General features: G+C 74.7%; 14 protein-coding genes and 1 pseudogene. 7 read left to right on the plus strand and 8 right to left on the minus strand.

All coding sequences use genetic code 11. The features are described from left to right. Positions 1-35: 35 nt before the first annotated feature. From ACZ52R_RS28240 to ACZ52R_RS28250, 3 genes are all read left to right on the plus strand, one after another. The gene (locus tag ACZ52R_RS28240) at positions 36-977 is read left to right on the plus strand and encodes an SIS domain-containing protein (protein ID WP_465614783.1); all 942 of its coding nucleotides are present in this window, start codon (positions 36-38) and stop codon (positions 975-977) included. Positions 978-1,152: 175 nt separating this feature from the next. Beyond that, the gene (locus ACZ52R_RS28245) at positions 1,153-3,777 is read left to right on the plus strand and encodes a glycoside hydrolase family 31 protein (protein ID WP_465614784.1); all 2,625 of its coding nucleotides are present in this window, start codon (positions 1,153-1,155) and stop codon (positions 3,775-3,777) included. A gap of 356 nt (positions 3,778-4,133) precedes the next feature. Further along, a complete protein-coding gene (locus ACZ52R_RS28250; protein WP_465614785.1) occupies positions 4,134-4,991 on the plus strand; it encodes an S-methyl-5'-thioadenosine phosphorylase in 858 nt (285 codons plus the stop codon). Here ACZ52R_RS28250 and ACZ52R_RS28255 read toward each other — a convergent pair. Both ACZ52R_RS28255 and ACZ52R_RS28260 read right to left on the minus strand, forming a co-directional pair. After that, positions 4,957-5,433, minus strand: coding sequence for a hypothetical protein (locus ACZ52R_RS28255; protein WP_465614786.1), 477 nt, complete (start codon positions 5,431-5,433; stop codon positions 4,957-4,959). The genes ACZ52R_RS28250 and ACZ52R_RS28255 overlap by 35 nt on opposite strands. Next, a complete protein-coding gene (locus tag ACZ52R_RS28260) occupies positions 5,430-6,626 on the minus strand; it encodes a molybdopterin-dependent oxidoreductase (protein WP_465754385.1) in 1,197 nt (398 codons plus the stop codon). Before ACZ52R_RS28260 ends, ACZ52R_RS28255 begins: the two co-directional genes overlap by 4 nt. A 114-nt stretch (positions 6,627-6,740) precedes the next feature. Here ACZ52R_RS28260 and ACZ52R_RS28265 point away from each other — a divergent pair, with 114 nt between their 5' ends. After that, on the plus strand, positions 6,741-8,093 hold the full coding sequence (locus ACZ52R_RS28265; protein ID WP_465754386.1) for a glycosyltransferase 87 family protein: 1,353 nt from the start codon (positions 6,741-6,743) through the stop codon (positions 8,091-8,093). A 15-nt stretch (positions 8,094-8,108) separates the two neighbouring features. Here the strand turns inward: ACZ52R_RS28265 and ACZ52R_RS28270 are convergent, their stop codons facing one another. The 3 genes and pseudogenes from ACZ52R_RS28270 to ACZ52R_RS28280 all read right to left on the minus strand — a co-directional run. Next, positions 8,109-8,777 carry a class I SAM-dependent methyltransferase gene (locus tag ACZ52R_RS28270; protein ID WP_465614789.1) on the minus strand — a complete coding sequence of 223 codons (669 nt, stop codon included), beginning with the start codon at positions 8,775-8,777 and terminating at the stop codon, positions 8,109-8,111. Then, positions 8,774-9,301, minus strand: a complete 528-nt coding sequence (locus ACZ52R_RS28275; RefSeq protein WP_465615269.1) for a DUF2064 domain-containing protein — start codon at positions 9,299-9,301, stop codon at positions 8,774-8,776. The genes ACZ52R_RS28270 and ACZ52R_RS28275 overlap by 4 nt, the downstream gene beginning before the upstream one ends. A 96-nt stretch (positions 9,302-9,397) precedes the next feature. Then, a pseudogene (locus ACZ52R_RS28280) lies at positions 9,398-10,129 on the minus strand (glycosyltransferase family 2 protein); the annotation flags it as partial. Positions 10,130-10,326: 197 nt separating this feature from the next. On the opposite strand from ACZ52R_RS28280, the gene ACZ52R_RS28285 reads away from it, so the two are divergent. Next, a complete protein-coding gene (locus ACZ52R_RS28285) occupies positions 10,327-11,100 on the plus strand; it encodes a response regulator transcription factor (protein WP_465754387.1) in 774 nt (257 codons plus the stop codon). After that, positions 11,097-12,233 (plus strand): sensor histidine kinase, encoded by a 1,137-nt coding sequence (locus ACZ52R_RS28290; protein ID WP_465754388.1) that lies wholly within the window; start codon positions 11,097-11,099, stop codon positions 12,231-12,233. The genes ACZ52R_RS28285 and ACZ52R_RS28290 overlap by 4 nt, the downstream gene beginning before the upstream one ends. Here the strand turns inward: ACZ52R_RS28290 and ACZ52R_RS28295 are convergent, their stop codons facing one another. Beyond that, positions 12,234-13,289, minus strand: coding sequence for an NAD-dependent epimerase/dehydratase family protein (locus tag ACZ52R_RS28295; RefSeq protein WP_465614791.1), 1,056 nt, complete (start codon positions 13,287-13,289; stop codon positions 12,234-12,236). Between the two features lie 245 nt (positions 13,290-13,534). Between ACZ52R_RS28295 and ACZ52R_RS28300 the strand changes: the two genes are divergently transcribed. Then, positions 13,535-15,067: an FAD-dependent monooxygenase gene (locus ACZ52R_RS28300; RefSeq protein ID WP_465754389.1), complete on the plus strand. Its 1,533-nt coding sequence runs from the start codon at positions 13,535-13,537 to the stop codon at positions 15,065-15,067. Positions 15,068-15,159: 92 nt separating this feature from the next. Here ACZ52R_RS28300 and ACZ52R_RS28305 read toward each other — a convergent pair whose 3' ends face one another. Then, complete coding sequence (locus ACZ52R_RS28305) at positions 15,160-15,849, minus strand: phosphonatase-like hydrolase (protein WP_465754390.1); 690 nt, start codon at positions 15,847-15,849, stop codon at positions 15,160-15,162. A 4-nt stretch (positions 15,850-15,853) separates the two neighbouring features. After that, positions 15,854-16,615 (minus strand): GntR family transcriptional regulator, encoded by a 762-nt coding sequence (locus tag ACZ52R_RS28310; RefSeq protein ID WP_465660700.1) that lies wholly within the window; start codon positions 16,613-16,615, stop codon positions 15,854-15,856. Between the last annotated feature and the right edge of the window lie 50 nt (positions 16,616-16,665).

The raw sequence follows: 16,665 nt of genomic DNA on the forward strand, positions 1-16,665 counted from the left end.
CCCGTACGGCCACCCCCATCCGAAGGAGCCGCCGCATGACCTCCCACACCGCCGCCGAGATCGCCTCCCAGCCCGCGTGCTGGCGCCGCGCCGCCGCGTCCCTGCCCCGGTACGCCGACGTCCTGCCCCGCCGGGGCGAGCGGGTCGCCGTCACCGGGTGCGGCACCTCCTGGTTCATGGCCCAGGCCTACGCGGCGCTGCGCGAGAGCGGCGGCCACGGCGAGACGGACGCCTTCGCCGCCTCGGAGTTCCCCCACGGGCGCGGCTACGACCGGGTGCTCGCCATCTCCCGCTCCGGCACCACCACCGAGGTACTGGACCTGCTCGCCCGCGCCCGCACGGCGGGGGTGCCCACCGGCGCCCTCACCGCCGATCCGGGCACGCCGGTCATGGCACTGGCCGACACCGTCGCCGTGCTGGACTTCGCCGACGAGCGCTCGGTCGTGCAGACCCGCTTCGCGACCACCGTACTGGCCCTGCTCCGGGCCCAGTTGGAGGCCGACGGCGCGCTCGCGGCGGGAGTGCGCCCGCTCGCCCGGGCGGTGCGCGACGCCGAACGGGCCGTCGCGGAGCCGCTGCCCGCCGCAGTGAGCGGCGCCGAGCAGTTCACCTTCCTCGGCCGGGGCTGGACGTACGGGCTGGCGCTGGAGGCCGGGCTGAAGCTGCGCGAGGCGGCCGGGGCCTGGACCGAGGCGTACCCGGCCATGGAGTACCGGCACGGGCCGATCGCCATCGCCGCGCCCGGCCGGGTCGCCTGGGCCTTCGGCCCGCTGCCCGCCGGGCTCACCGAGGACATCGCCCGGGCCGGCGGCCTGCTCGTCGCCGGGTCCGGCGACGCCGCGACGGACCTGGACCCGCTGGCCGACCTGGTCCGGGCCCAGCGGCTGGCCGTCGCGGTCGCCGACGCGCGCGGCTGCGACCCGGACCGGCCGCGCCACCTCACCCGCTCCGTCGTCCTGCGCGACCACCACGACTGAGAACGCGCCCCGGACCCGCCCCGCCCCGGCGCCGCCTGCTGCTCCTCGCCCGCCAGCCACCCAGCTCTCGACCGGAGGCACCACCGTGCGCTTACGACGACCCGAACCCCACCGGACCCGGACCCGGACCCGGCTCCGACTCCGCCGACCCCGATTCCGCCGGGCCGCCCTCGCCGTGGCCCTGAGCAGCATCACCGCCCTGGCCGGGCCCGCCCTGCCCGCCCGGGCCGCGACCCCCGGCTCCGCCGTCCTCGACCAGGGCCACCAGAGCGTCACCTGGCAGAGCCCGCAGTACGCCAAGGGCACCCTCGGCGACCCCGCCTCCTGCCCGCCGGCCGCGCAGGACCCGGGCGGCGCGGTCTGCGACCACTTCGACCTGACCGTGAACGTGCCGGCCGGCTACTGGGACGACAACCCGGAGGGCGGCGTCCCGGTCTCCGTCCGCTGGCAGAACCCCACCGACGACTTCGACCTCTACATCTACGACGCCGCCGGCAAACAGGTGGCCGGCAGCGCGGGCACCGCCGACCCGGAGGCCACGGTGATCCCGAAGGCCTCGGGCAGCTACCGCGTCCTGGTCGTCCCCTACGACGTCCACGGCGGCTCGTACACCGGCACGGCCTACCTGCCGCAGACCGCCGACGCGGGCGACCTGACCTCCTTCGGCGGCTCCCAGGGCAGCTACGACGTCTCCGCCGGCACGCTGAAGGCCAAGGTCGACTTCCTCGCCGACGACCAGCTGCGCCTGCGCGCCGCCCCGGACGGCGTCCTCACCGACCCGGCGGGCAGCACGATCATCCGCACGCAGCCCGAGCCCCAGCGCGACACCAGCACCTTCGACGCCGGCGCGTACTACGGCATCCGCTCCAAGGGCCTGGTGCTGCGGGTCTACAAGCACCCCCTGCGGTTCGGCCTGTACAAGGCCGACGACCGCACCGCCCTCTGGCAGGAGGACGCCCCGCTGCGCTGGAGCACCAGCGGACTGCGGCAGAGCCTGGTGCGCGGCGCCGACGAGCAGTTCTTCGGCGGCGGCGAGCAGAACGGTTCCTTCTCGCACCGCGACCAGACCATCCACGTCGCCAACAGCTTCGACTGGAACGAGGGCGGCTACAACAACTCCCAGCCGTTCTACGTCTCCACCGCCGGCTACGGCGTCCTCCGGAACACCTTCGCGCCCGGGATCTACGACTTCGGCTCGCCCGTCCGTACGGGACAGCAGGAACGCCGCCTGGACGCCTACTACTTCACCGGTGACGTCAAGTCGGTGATCGGCCGGTACACCGCCCTGGTCGGCAAGCCCTTCATGCCTCCCGTCTACGGCCTGGAGCCCGGCGACTCCGACTGCTACCTGCACAACGCCAACCGCGGCGAGCGCCACACCCTGGACGCGCTGAAGGTCGCCGACGGCTACGTCCAGCAGCAGATGCCGCTGGGCTGGATGCTGGTCAACGACGGCTACGGCTGCGGCTACGAGAACCTCGCGCAAACCGGCCAGGGCCTGCGCAAGGACCACGCCCAGCTCGGCCTCTGGACCCAGAACGGCCTGCCCGACCAGGCCGCCGAGGTGAAGGCCGGCGTGCGGGTGCGCAAGCTCGACGTGGCCTGGGTCGGCAACGGCTACGACTTCGCGCTGAACGCCTGCGACCAGGCCAAGGCCGGCATCGAGGACAGCAGCGACGCCCGCGGCTTCGTCTGGCTGCCGGTCTCCTGGGCCGGCGCGCAGCGCTGCGGCGTCCTGTGGAGCGGCGACCAGAGCCTGTCCTGGGACTACATCCGCTGGCAGATCCCGACCTACGCCGGCGCCACCATGTCCGGCATCGCCTACGACACCGGCGACGTCGGCTCGATCTTCCGCCGCGACCCGAAGATGTACACCCGCGACCTGCAGTGGAAGGCCTTCCTCCCGGCGATCATGACCATGGACGGCTGGGCGAAGGACATGACGGGCAAGCAGCAGCGCGACCAGCAGCCCTGGCTGGACGGCGAGCCGTACACCTCCATCAACCGCAAGTACCTGCAGCTCAAGGAGCGGCTGCTGCCGTACATGTACGGCCTGTCCGCGGAGGCCACCCGCACCGGCATCGGCGCGGTCCGCCCGCTCGCCCTGGAGTACCCGCACGACACCGACGCCCTCGGGCCGAACGCGAAGTACGAGTTCCTGGCCGGGCCCGACTTCCTGGTCGCACCGGTCTACTCGGACACCAGCGTGCGCGACGGCATCTACCTGCCCGAGGGCACCTGGACCGACTACTGGACCGGTCGCACCTACCAGGGCCCGACCACCGTCAACGGCTACTCCGCCCCGCTCGACACCCTGCCGCTGTTCGTCCGCGGCGGTGCGATCGTGCCGATGTGGCCCAAGGGCACACTCTCCTGGGAGAACCGGGACCGCTCCGAACTCGACTACGACCTCTACCCGCAGGCGAACGGCGACTCCTCCTACACCCTGTACGAGGACGACGGCGTCACCCGGCAGTTCACCGCCGGGTCCTCGGCCACCCAGCAGGTCGACGTGCACACCAACCGGGCCGTCACCACCGTCGACGTCGGTGCCAGCGAGGGCAGTTACGCCGGCAAGCCGGCCGAGCGGGGCTACCGCTTCACCGTGCACGGCCGCCCCGCCCCGCGCCTGGTGGTCACCGACGACGGCCCGCTGCCCCGGCTCGACTCGGCGGCCGCACTCGACGCGGCCGGCTCGGGCTGGTACTACGACGCCGCGACCGGGGTGACGCAGATCCGCACGCCGTCCCTGCCCACTGACGACAGCTTCTCGCTGCGTCTGATCCACGGCGGCAACTGACCGCGACCCGACCGGTACCGAAGCCGCACGCGGGGCTCCCTCCCGGGGGTCCCGCGTGGGCGGCCCGCCCGGGGCCGTGGCCCCTCGGGCGGGGTGACCGGGTGCGGCGGGCGTCGTTGATCAGCGCGCCCGACTCCCCGCCAGAGAGCGTGAACCGACGTGCCGCCGCCGTTCGAACTCCCCGCTTCGTGCGTGCGGTGGGCAGGGCTCTCCCGGGGTGACGGCCCGGCCGGGCCTCCGTGTCGCGCGCACGGCGTGGGGACGTTCACGATTCGTAAGGCCCGGCGCGCCGGTTCCGTCGCCGTCCGTTCCTACAGTTGCCGGGAGCTTGTTCCCGAGAAGAGAGGTGGACTGCGATGACGGTCGACCAGGACGTCCTGCCGAGCGCCGAGGTGGGCGTGATCGGTGGCTCCGGGCTGTACGCGCTGCTGGACGACGTGACCGAGCTGCGGGTGGACACCCCGTACGGGGCGCCGAGCGACGCGCTGTTCGTGGGGGAGGTGGCCGGGCGCCGGGTCGCGTTCCTGCCCCGGCACGGGCGCGGCCACGGGCTGCCGCCGCACCGCATCAACTACCGGGCGAACCTGTGGGCGCTGCACAGTCTGGGCGTGCGGCAGGTGCTGGCGCCGTGTGCGGTGGGCGGGCTGCGGCCGGAGTACGGGCCGGGCACGCTGCTGGTGCCGGACCAGTTCGTCGACCGGACGTCGGGGCGGGTGCAGACCTTCTACGACGGGCTGCCGCTGCCGGACGGCACCGTCCCCGGGGTGGTGCACGTGTCGATGGCCGACCCGTACTGCCCGGCCGGGCGGCACGCGGCGATGGACGCGGCCCGCGACGCGGCCTGGGAGCCGGTGGACGGCGGCACCCTGGTGGTGATCGAGGGGCCGCGGTTCTCCACCCGCGCCGAATCCCGCTGGTTCACCGCCAACGGCTGGTCGGTGGTCGGCATGACCGGCCACCCCGAGGCGGTGCTGGCCCGTGAACTCGGGCTCTGCTACACCTCGGTGGCCCTGGTCACGGACCTCGACGCGGGGGTGGAGAGCGGGGAGGGCGTCACCCACGCCGAGGTGCTGAAGGTCTTCGCCCGCAACGTCGACCGGCTGCGCACCGTGCTGTTCAAGGCACTGGAGCGGCTGCCGGCGGTGCGCGAGTGCCCCTGCGGTCACGCCCTGGACGGTCTCACGACGGGTCTTCCCGGGGTGACCGGCGCCTGACGGCCCGGTCCCGGTGTCTGGCGGCCCGGTTCCGGCGCCCGGCGGCCCGGTCCCGGTGCCGCCACCGTCCGGCGAGCGCGACCAGCAGCGCGACACCGGCGGTGGCGGCCAGCACCAGCAGCCAGTTGCGCAGGTAGGGCAGTGGCAGCACCGACGGGTTGCCGTGGTCGTCGTCGGCGCGCAGGACGGCCGGCAGGCCGACGGCGGTGACGGCCGCCGCGACGACCAGCCAGCCGCGCAGCACGGGCCCGCGCACCAGGGACGAGCCGAGCAGGCACACCAGCGGCACCCACAGCCCGTCGTGGATCACCAGCCCGCCGAACGCCCAGACCAGGACCTCCACCGGGTCGGTGATGTACGGGTCGCCGAGCAGCCCGTACAGGCCGTAGCCGATCACGGCGAGGCCGGCGGCCAGGAGCAGAGCCCGGAGCCCGGCGGTCATGCGATCACCTCGATGCGCGTGACCCACTTGGTCTGCAGGACGCCGGGCCGGTTCGGCGCGATGACGCGGGCGGGGAATCCGTGGTCCGCTGCCAGGACGTCGCCGTTGACCCGCAGGGCGAGCAGGCTGAGCGGATCGTCGACGTACGGTGCGGGCATCTCCATCACCCGGTACGGCCCCTCGGCCTCCAGCGAGGTGACCCGTACCGCCGAGCCGGGCGGGGCTCCGGCCCGCCGCACCAGTTCGGAGAGCCGGACCCCCGTCCACCGGGCCACGGCGCTCCAGCCCTCCACGCAGGAGATGGGCAACTCGACCGAGTGCTGCGGGAGTTCGACGAGTTCGGGGAGGGTGAGCTGGTACGGCCGGGGCCCGTCCACCCGGAGCCGCCAGTCGGCGGGCACCGTGACCGTTCCGGCCTGGGCGGCGGTGCGGTTCACCGGCAGGCCCTGGGGGCCGAGGTCGGGGCGGCGCGGGGCCAGCAGGTCCACGGCGCGCAGCCAGGGCACGCTCTGTCCCGCGGTGACGAGGGTGACGGCACCGACGGCGGCGGTGGTCGTCGTGAGGAACGCGCGGCGCTGCGCCAGGACCGGAGCGGCCCGGCGCCACCAGTGCGCGCCGATGAGCGGCGCCTTGACGGCCAGGTGGACCAGCAGTCCGCCGGTGGCCAGCCAGCCCAGCCAGAAGTGGGTCTGCCGGAACGGGAACGGCCACGGGTACCACTGAAGGGTGTTCAGCAGGCCGGTGAACAGCTCCAGCAGGACGGCCGCCACGAGGAGTGCGATGCCGAGCCGCTCCAGGGCGTGCAGCACGCTGCGCGCCGGCGGCCACTCGAACAGCCGGGGGTAGACCGCCCAGAGCTTCGCGCCGGCCAGCGGGACCGCGGCCAGGCCGCTGATCACGTGCAGGCCCTGGGTGACCCGGTAGCCGTTCACCGGCCGTGCGGGCAGGTGCGGTGCGAGCCAGCCGGGCGGGTCCTGGAGCAGATGGCTGGTCAGGCCGGTCAGAAAGCAGACCAGGAGGGACGCGCCCAGCCAGCGGCCGATGACGACCACGGTCCGCGGCTCGTGCAGGGCTGAGGTGAAAGCCCCCTGCCGGAACGGCCCGCGACGCAGGAACGCCGGGGGAGCGGGCAGCGGCGGGTCGTGGCGGCGGCGGGGGGCGGGAGCGCCGGAGTCGGCGGGTTCGGTTTCCATCCGCCCATCGAAGCGCCTCGGCACGTCCCGCCGGAGCTCCGACGTGCTTACGGATTCCGAACGGCGGCCTCGCCGGCGGGGCCGGGGAGGCGGGCCGGTGGGAGGGTGGGCGGCGTGACCTCCCGTACCGTCCTGCCCTGCCTCCTCGCTCTCGCCGCCCTGGTGACCGCCCTCGCGTTGACCGTCGCCCGCGCCGGTGCCCTCCCGCTCCCCGGCTGGTACGTCCTCGACGTCGCCCTCTTCGTCGTCGCGGTGCTGCTGCTGCGCGAGGTGCCCGGCGGGCAGGTCGTGCCGCTGGTCCTGGCCGGCTCCGCCGCCGTGGCCGCCGTCGGGCTGCTCGCCCCGCCGCGCACCAGCGACGACGCCTACCGTTACGTCTGGGACGGTCGGGTGCAGGCGGCCGGGATCTCGCCGTACGCCCACACCCCGGACGATCCGGCGCTGGCGCGGTTGCGCGATCCGGGACTCTTCCCGGTGGGAGACGGGTGCGCGGGCTGGGACGAGCGACTCACCACGGCAGGGGACTGCACCCGGATCAACCGGCCGGCCGTGCACACCGTCTACCCGCCGGTGGCGCAGGCGTGGTTCGTCGCGGTGCTTCCGTTCGGCGGCGGGATCCGCGGGGTACAGGCCGGCGGGGCGGTACTGGCGGTGGCGACCACCGGACTCCTGCTGACGGTGGGCCGGGAGAAGTGGCGGGCCGCGCTGTGGGGGTGGTTCCCGGGCGTGACGGTGTGGGCCGTCAACGACGCGCACGTGGACACGCTCGGTGTGCTGCTCACGGTCGCCGGGCTGGGCTGCGCGGTGCGGGCCCGAGAGGTGCGGGGCCGAGCCGTCCGCGGCGGGCTCCTCCTGGGCGGCGCGGTCGCGGCCAAGCTGCTGCCGGCCCTCGCCCTCCCGGGTGCGTTGTCGGGTCTGCTCGCCCGGCGTCCGACCCGCAACGACGTCCTGCTCCTCGGATCCGCGCTCGGTGCCTTCGCGCTGTCCTACCTGCCGTACGTGGTGGCCTCGGGCACCTCCGTCCTGGGCTACCTGCCGGGCTACCTGCGGGAGGAGGGCTACGAGCAGGGGCACATCGACCGGTTCGGACTGCTGCGGCTGGTGCTGCCCGACCGCCTCCTGCCCTGGGCGGCGGCCGTGGTCCTCGCGGTGGTGGTGGTCGGGGTCCTGCGCCGGGGCGACCCGAGCCGGCCGTGGGCCGGGGCGCTGCTGGTGACGGGCACGGCGCTGCTGCTCGTCGCGCCCTCCTACCCGTGGTACGGGCTGCTCGTGGTCGCCATGGTCGCACTCGACGGCCGCTGGGAGTGGCTGGCCGTCCCGGCCGCGGGGCAGGCGCTCTACCTGACGGGAGGCCAGGAGGCGCAGCAGCTCTCGTACGGAACGGCGCTGTGCGTCGTCCTCCTGGTCCCGCTGCTGCGCCGGCGCCGCACGGGACGGGCGGCCGTGGCGGTGGGCGCCGAGGAGTGACGGAAATACGCCTCGTCAGCGGGGACGGGCCGCCTTCCGGAAGGCGAGGAAGTGCCGGCCGTGCGAGGACCAGCGCTCGGTCTCGACGAGCCCGGCCCGGTCGGCGCGCCGGGCGGTGGCCGTCGCACCACAGCGGGCCCAGGCGAACGGCGGCCCGACCCGCCCGTCGGCGCCCTCGACCCGAACGGTGATCCGTTCGTCGACCTCCGCCGGCTCCACCTCGACCAGCAGTACGGCACCCGGAGCGAGGATCTCGGCGCTGCGGCCCAGCAGCAGCCCCGGGTCGCCGCCGATGCCGAGGTTGCCGTCGGCGAGCAGCGCGCCACCCCAGCGGCCCTCCGCGGGAAGCCGGTCGAACACCGACCGGCGCAGGGCCGGCCCGCCGAGGCTCCTGGTCCGGGCCACCGCGGCTCCGGTGACGTCGACACCCAGCGCCGGCACGCCCAGGCCCAGCAGGGCCGCGACCAGGCGGCCGGGGCCGCAGCCGAGGTCCACCACCGGCGCGGCCAGCCGGGTGCAGCGCAGCAGCAGCCCGTGATCCGCTCCGGCGGCCGGTGCGCACCAGCGTTCGACGTCGAGCGGGATCCGGCGGCCGTCCTCGCCCCGCAGCCACAACGGGCCCCGGCCGGCGCGGACGGCCTCGGCGAACGGGTCGTCCACCCACGCCTCCGACGCGACGGTCACTCCGCCACCTCCCGGGCGGTCCCGATCGATCGGAGGCAGGCCGCGAACCTGCCGTCCGGAGCCTCTGCGGCGACGTGACGCGCATCCCGGATGGTGTCCACGTCGGTGACCACCGGGAGGTGGCTGATCGTCAGGTCCTCCGCCGCCAGCCGGTCGAGCAGGGCCCGTCCGGTGTCCGGCGTGGACATCGGCACGCCCAGGAGCAGCCGCCGGGCCAGCCGCTCGGTGGGCCTGGCCAGCCCGAGCGCCCAGAACCCGCCGTCGCCGGCCGGGCCGTACCAGGCGTCGACGCCGGTGCGCCGGGCGGGTGACAGGGACTCGGCGAGGAGGGCGGCGTCCAGCTGCGGGGTGTCCATGCCGACCAGCAGGGCGGGCGCGTCCGGGGCGAGGCCGGCGGCCGCCGCGAAGGCCGCCGCGAGCCGGGCGTCCAGTCCGCCGTCCGCCTGCGGCACGACCTGCCAGCCGGGTGGGAGCCAGGCGCCGACGGCGCCGTCCAGGACGAGCAGCCGCTGTCCGGCCGGCATCCGGGAGAGGGCGGTGAGGGTGTCGGTGAGGGCGGCCTCGGCCAGCGCCGCCGCCTGCTCGGGTGTGCAGGGCGGGGTGAGGCGGGTCTTGACCCGGCCCGGGACCGGCGATTTGGCGATCACCAGCAGGGTCGGGGCCGGTGCGGCCAGGACGGCCCGCATGTCGCGGACGGCCTGCCGGGTGCCGCGCACGGTTCCGGTGACCTTGGAGCGACCCGCGCGGGGCAGGTAGTCGACGGGCGTCTCGGCGATCCGCATCCCGGCCGCCGAGGCGGCGAGCACCATCTCCAGGGGGTAGCCGGAGCGGCGGTCGCCCAGGCCCAGGGCCAGCAGCCGGTCACGGCGGGCGGCCCGCATCGGCCCGAGGTCGTGCAGCGGCGCTCCCGTCCTCGCCCGCAGCCGGCGCGCCAGGAACGCGTTGGCCAGGCGGGCGTGCGGCGGCCACGCCCCGGCGGTCGCGGGGCGGCGTCGGCCCAGCACCAGGTCCGCGGAGCCGGCGAGGACGGGAGCGGCGACCCGCGGCAGCTGGGCGGGATCCAGCGAGCCGTCGCAGTCCATGAAGCAGACGAGCTCGGCGGTGGCGGCGAGCAGCCCGGCGTGGCACGCGGCGCCGAAGCCGCGTCGCGGTTCCTCGACGACGGTTGCGCCCAGCGAGCGCGCCAGCTCGGCCGAGCCGTCGCGGGAGCCGTTGTCGACGACGATCGCCCGCCAGCCCGGGGGGACGCGCCGCAGCACCCAAGGCAGGGCCTCGGCCTCGTCCAGGCACGGCAGGATCAGATCGGCACCCGGCGACGGGGGAGTCGGAGAGGTCGCATCGGCACCCGGCAACGGGGGAGTCGGAGAGGTCACGTCGGCCACGCTAGGGGCGGGTGGGTCGGTGGCGGCCGAACCGCGCCCTTACGGAAGTCCTACGTCAGCTCGCCGGCGGAGGGACCGGCGTGCGGCCGGAGCCGCGATCTTACGGAACACGAACGTCGACCAGGGTGGGGCACCCCACGGCGGCCACGCCTCGTATCCTCGGCGACGTGAACGACAGCCCCGCCTCCGCCGGCCCACCGGACCCCGCCCGCATCCTGGTGATCGACGACGACCTCACCGTGGGCGAGGTCGTCGCCGGCTACCTCACCCGGGCCGGCCACCACGTCGACCGGGCCTGCGACGGCGACCGAGGCCTGGACCTGGCCCGCGCCCACCGGCCCGACCTCCTGGTCCTGGACCTCATGCTCCCCGGGATCGACGGGCTGGAGATCCTGCGCAGGCTGCGCGCGACCGACGACGGCGCCGACCTCCCGGTGATCATGCTCACTGCCAAGGGCGACGAGGCCGACCGCATCCTCGGCCTGGAACTGGGCGCCGACGACTACGTCACCAAGCCCTTCAGCCCGCGGGAACTCGTCCTGCGCGTCCAGTCCGTGCTGCGCCGCTCCCGCGCCGGGGCTTCCCCGGCGCCGTCTCCCGTGCGGCTGGTGTCCGGGGACATCACGCTCGACCCGCGGGCCCGCCGAGCCGACCGCAGGGGGCGTGAACTCCTGCTCACCCTGCGGGAGTTCGACCTGCTGGCCTTCCTCCTCCGGTACCCCCGGACGGTCTTCACCCGGCAGGAGCTGATGCAGCGGGTCTGGGGCTGGGACTTCGGCGACCTGTCCACCGTCACCGTCCACGTCCGCCGGCTGCGCGAGAAGGTCGAGGACGATCCCGCCGCACCGACACTGATCACCACGGTCTGGGGCGTCGGATACCGCTACGACCCCATGGCCGACAAGACGGACAAGGCTGACGAGACGGACGGCCCGGCGTGAAGGACCTGCTGCTGATCGCCCTGTTCGCGGGGCTCGGCGCCACCGGCGCCGGCCTGCTCGGCTGGCTGGCCGTGCGGCTGCTGCGCCGGCGCTCGGTGGCGCTCTCGCTCTTCTGCGTGGCCGTCGTCACCGTCCTCGCCGTCACCTCCGGGACGTTCGCCGTCGCCCAGGCGATGTTCCTGTCCGGGCACGACCTCGGGGTGGTGATAACCGTCCTCGGCATGGCGTCCGTGGTCTCGCTGCTCACGGCCGCGCTGCTCGGACGCCAGGTGGTGGCGGGCAGCCGCGCTCTGACGGCGGCCGCCCGCACGGTCGGGAGCGACGCCGGCTTCACCGCGCCGGACCACCCGCTCGGGCTCGAACTGGCCCAGCTCAGTGAGGAACTCGCCGCGACCAGCGCCCGGCTCGCCGAGTCCCGGGCCCGGGCACGGGCGCTGGACGCCTCGCGGCGCGAGCTGATCGCCTGGATCTCCCACGACCTGCGTACCCCGCTCGCCGGGCTGCGCGCCATGGCCGAAGCCCTGGAGGACGGAGTGGCCGACGAGCCGGAGCACTACCTCACGCGGATCCGCACCGAGGTGGAGCGGCTCACCGGGATGGTCGACGACCTCTTCGAACTCTCCCGCATCCAGGCCGGCGCGCTGTCCCTGTCGGTGTCCCGGGTGTCCGTCTACGACCTGGTCGACGACGCACTGGCCGGCGCCCACCCCCTGGCCCGCCGGCGCGGCGTCCGGCTGGAGGGCCACCAGGTCGCCGCCGAGCCGGTCGAGGTGGACAGCCGCGAGATCACCCGGGTGCTGGGCAACCTCCTCGTCAACGCGATCCGCTCGACGCCCGAGGACGGCGTCGTGGCGGTCTCGGCCCGCCGGGAGGTGGACGAGGTCGTCCTCTCGGTCACCGACGGCTGCGGAGGAATCCCGGAACAGGACCTCTCCCGCGTGTTCGAGACCGGCTGGCGCGGCAGCGCCGCCCGGACGCCACGGCGCGATCCCGGAGAGGGCGGGGACAGCGGGGCCGGGCTCGGCCTGGCCATCGTCCGCGGCATCGTCGAGGCCCACTCCGGCCGGGCCAGGGTGCACAACGTCGCCGGAGGCTGCTGCTTCGAGATCGCGCTCCCGGCGGCGCCCGGGTAGTCAGGTCCGCAGGGCTGCGGCGGCGAACTCGGCCATCCCCGCACGGAACGGCACCCGGGCTCGCCAGCCCAGCTCCGCCCGCAGCCGGGAGGAGTCGGCGGTGATGTGCCGGACGTCCCCGAGCCGGTACTCGCCGGTCACCACCGGCGCCGGTCCGCCGTGGGCGTCGGCCAGCGCCTCGGCCATCTCGCCGATGGTGCGCACCTCCCCACTGCCCACGTTGTACGCCCGGGCGCGGCCCGGCAGCCCGCCGCGGACGTCCTCCAGGGCGGCGAGGTTCGCCGCCGCGACGTCGTCGACGTGGACGAAGTCCCGGCGCTGGCCGCCGTCCTCGAACACCCGGGGAGCCTCACCACGGGCGAGCGCGGAGCGGAACAGCGAGGCCACCCCGGCGTACGGGGTGTCGCGCGGCATGCCCGGGCCGTAGACGTTGTGGTAGCGCAGCGTCCGGACGGATCCGCCGCAGGCGCGGGCCCAGGCGGCGGCCAGGTGCTCCTGGGCGAGCTTGGTCGCGGCGTACACGTTACGGGGATCACCCGGTGCGTCCTCCGCCACCAGGCCCGGCCGGAGCGGGGCCCCGCACGCCGGGCACGGCGGCTCGAACCGGCCCGCGTCGAGATCCTCCGGGCGCCGTGGACCGGGCGCCACGGTCCCGTGCTCCGGACACGCGTACCGGCCCTCGCCGTAGACCACCATCGATCCGGCCAGGACCAGGTTCCGCACTCCCGCGCGCGCCATCGCGGACAGGAGCACCGCCGTGCCGAGGTCGTTGCAGCCGGCGTACGCGGGTGCGTCGTCGAGGTCGAGCCCGAGACCGACCATCGCCGCCTGGTGGCAGACCGCGTCCACCCCGGCCAGGGCGCGCTCCACCGCTGCCGCGTCCCGTACGTCGCCGTGTCGGAAGTCGACGCCGGCCGGCAGGCCGGGAGCCGACCCCGAAGGGTGGACGGCGGGCAGCAGTGCGTCCAGCACCCGGACCTCGTGGCCCGTGGCGACCAGAGCGCGCACGACCGTCGAACCGATGAACCCGGCGCCGCCGGTGACCAGAATCCTCATGACCTGGGACGCTACCGGGCGATCTGCCCGCCGGGCCGTCGCGACGGGACGGTGTCAGCGATCCGTAAGGCCTGGCGTCCGAGACCGCGGAACGGATCGCCGCGTGGCGTTCCCCGACGAGTACGTGGAAATGGGGTGGAAATCGCACGGGTGATCGATAAGCTTCCCGCCGATCAAGCTGACAGGCAACGCGGCTGACGATCCGTCCGGTCCATCCGCCGTCGGCACGAACCTGAGGACTACTGATGAGCGACCCGATCATCGTCGTAGGTGCGGGCCCGGTGGGGCTGACCGCTGCGTTGGAGCTGGCCAGGCGGAGGGTGCCGGTGCGGATCGTGGACCGGCTGGCGGACCCCACCACGGAATCGCGCGCCATCATCGTGCACGCCCGCAGCCTGGAGATGTTCGAGCGGCTGGGCCTGGTGGACGTGCTGATCCGGGCCGGCGTCCGGACCACCGGGATGGAGATGCACGCGGACGGCGAGGTGGTCGCCCGGATCGCACTCGACCTGGTGGACAGCCCGTTCCCGTACTCGGTGACCATCGCGCAGACCGAGACCGAGCGCATCCTCACCAAGGCGCTCGCCGAGCACGGCGTCACCGTCGAGCGCGAGGTGACCCTGACCGGTCTCACGCAGGACGAGCACGGTGTCCAGGTGGTGCTGGAGCACGCCGACGGGCGCCAGGAGACGGCCGGCACCGGCTGGCTGGTGGGCGCCGACGGCGGGCACAGCCAGGCACGCAAACTGGTCGGCAGCGCCCTGGCCGGGAAGTTCAAGGGCGAGAAGTTCCTGATGGGCGACGTGAACGCCGACCACGACCTCGACCCGCACAGCATGTACACCTTCTTCTCGCCGCACGACGGCCCGCTGCTGGTCTTCCCCATGGAGGGCGACCGGCTGCGACTGATCGCGAACATCCCCACGGACGAGCAGCGCACCGCCACCCAGGAGTGGCTGCGGCAAGTGGTGGACGAGCGCGCCGAGCGCCCGATCCGCATCCGCGACTCCCGCTGGCTCACCGTCTTCGAAGTGCACCACGCCCAGGTGCCCGAGTACCGGGTCGGCCGGGTCCTGCTGGTCGGCGACGCGGCGCACGTACACAGCCCGGCCGGCGGCCAGGGCATGAACACCGGCATCCAGGACGCCCACAACCTCGCCTGGAAGCTCGCCCTCGTCAGCACCGGCCAGGCCGGCCCGGCCCTGCTGGACAGCTACCACGCGGAGCGCCACCCGGTCGGAGCCCAGGTGATCCAGTTCGCCGGCACGCTCACCCGGGTCGCCACCCTCGCCAACCCGATCGCGCAGAAGCTGCGCAACAAGGGGATGCACCTGCTCACCGGCCTCGCCCCGGTCCGCCAGGCGATGGCCGACCGCACCGAGGAGACCGCGGTCGCGTACCGGAAGAGCCCGATCGTCGTCCGGGGCCGGGGCAGCGGCGAACTGCACGCCGGCGACCACCTCCCCGCGGCCGGCCCGGAGCTGCGCGCGGCGCTCGCCGAAGCACACGCGCACGTACTGCTCACCGTGGCGGTCAACGGCTCGGCACCCGCACCGGTGAGCGGCGTGACGGTGCGTCAACTGCTGGTCGGGGCCGCCGCCACCGCCGCGACGGGCTACGACGCCGTGTTCCAGGACCCCGACGGCCACACGGCCACCCGCTACGGCCTGCCGAACGGCGGCCGGATCATGGTCCGCCCGGACGGCTACGTCGCCGCGATCGCCCCGCTGGACGACGACGCGCCGCTGCACGCCTACCAGGCGCTGCTGCAGGCGTAGCGCCCCGGCCGGGCCCGGGACGGCGGACGCGCGTACGAGCCGCCGGGGCGGAGGTGCCCCCGGCGGCTCGTACGGTGGTCGTGACGGTGGGGTCAGGCCGTGGGCCGGGCCTCGGGGAGCGAGGGGATGTCGGCGACGCTGTCCAGCACGTAGGTGTGCGGGTGTCCCTCGAAGTCGCCGAGGGTGAGCTCCCCGGTCAGCACGCCGATGACCACGCCGGCCCCGGCGTTGGCGCCGGCCTCGACGTCCACGACGGTGTCGCCGGCGGCCAGCACCCGGCGGGTGTCGATGACCCCGGTCTTCTCCATCGCCCGGTGGATCATGTGCGGCGCCGGGCGCCCGCGCGGGACCTCGTCCGAGGTGACGACCGCGTCGAGGTTGCCGCCCTCGCCGACCGACCAGCCGAGCGACTCCAGCAGCGGGTACGCGACGTCGTCGCTGAAGCCGGTGGTCAGGGCCACCTTGATGCCGCGTCGGCGCAGCTCGGCCAGGGTGGCCTCGACGCCGGGGATGGCCTGCGGGGGAGTGGCCCGGTAGGCCTCGCGCAGGAACGCCGCGAAGGCCGCGTAGCCGTCCTCGACGAGCTCGGGGGTCGGGGTGCCACCGCCGAGACGGACCAGGGCGGCGATGGCCTCGCGCTTGTCGGTGCCCATCCAGGTCTGCAGGTCGGCCTCGGAGACGGCCACGCCGGTCCGTTCGACGGCGGTGCGCAGCGCCCGGTAGACGGCACCGGCCTCGTTGACGGTGGTACCGGCCATGTCCAGGGCGGCGAGCTCGATCACGGTGTCAGTCCTCTTCGGTGCGGTAGCGGCCGATGACGGTACGGCCTTCGATGGTGTTCTCGATGGTGAAGGTGGCCATGGCGGGCAGGTAGCGGTCGTCGGCGTCCTCCAGCGGCACGCCCCGGCTCGACGTCGTGAGCCGCCGCACGCGCAGCAGTGGGTCGCCGACGGCGACCCGGAGGAGTTCGGCGTCGTGCGGCTCGGCGGCGACGGCGTCGATGGTGTGCCGGGCGTGGTGCAGGTCGACGTCGCGGCGCAGCAGTTCCTCGTAGACGGACCCGGTGTCCGGGTCGAAGTCGAAGAGGATGCGGCCGACCTCGTGGACGAAGGTGGAGCGCTCCAGCATGGCCGGGACGTCGTCCAGCAGCCGCAGCCGGACGAGTTCGACGACCGGCGCGCCCTCGGCGAGGCCGAGCCGGGCCGCCGCCTCCGGGGACGCACGGCGGCGGGCCACCTCGACGGTCGTCTGCCCGGGCTCGCGGCCGATGCTGCGGGCCCACTGGGTGAAGGACAGGAAGGTGCCGAACGGCTGGGAGGGCGCCGTGCGGCGGGCGACGGGCGGCTTCCCGCGTCCGCCGGTCAGGCTGCCCTCGTGGCGCAGCATGGCGAGGGCTTGGCGGACCGGGCCGCGGGAGGTGCCGAACTCGGCGCAGAGCTGCGACTCGCTGGGCACCGGCCGGCCCTCGGGCCACTCGCCGGACTCGATGCGGCGCTGGAACTCGGCGCCGAGTCGTTGGTGGAGAGGGGGGTCCTCACTTGTCTTCACAAGTCGACTATGACACTCGGCGGCGGGACTTCTCAAGGTGGGCCCATCTG

The organism is Kitasatospora sp. NPDC034023, from assembly GCF_055575795.1.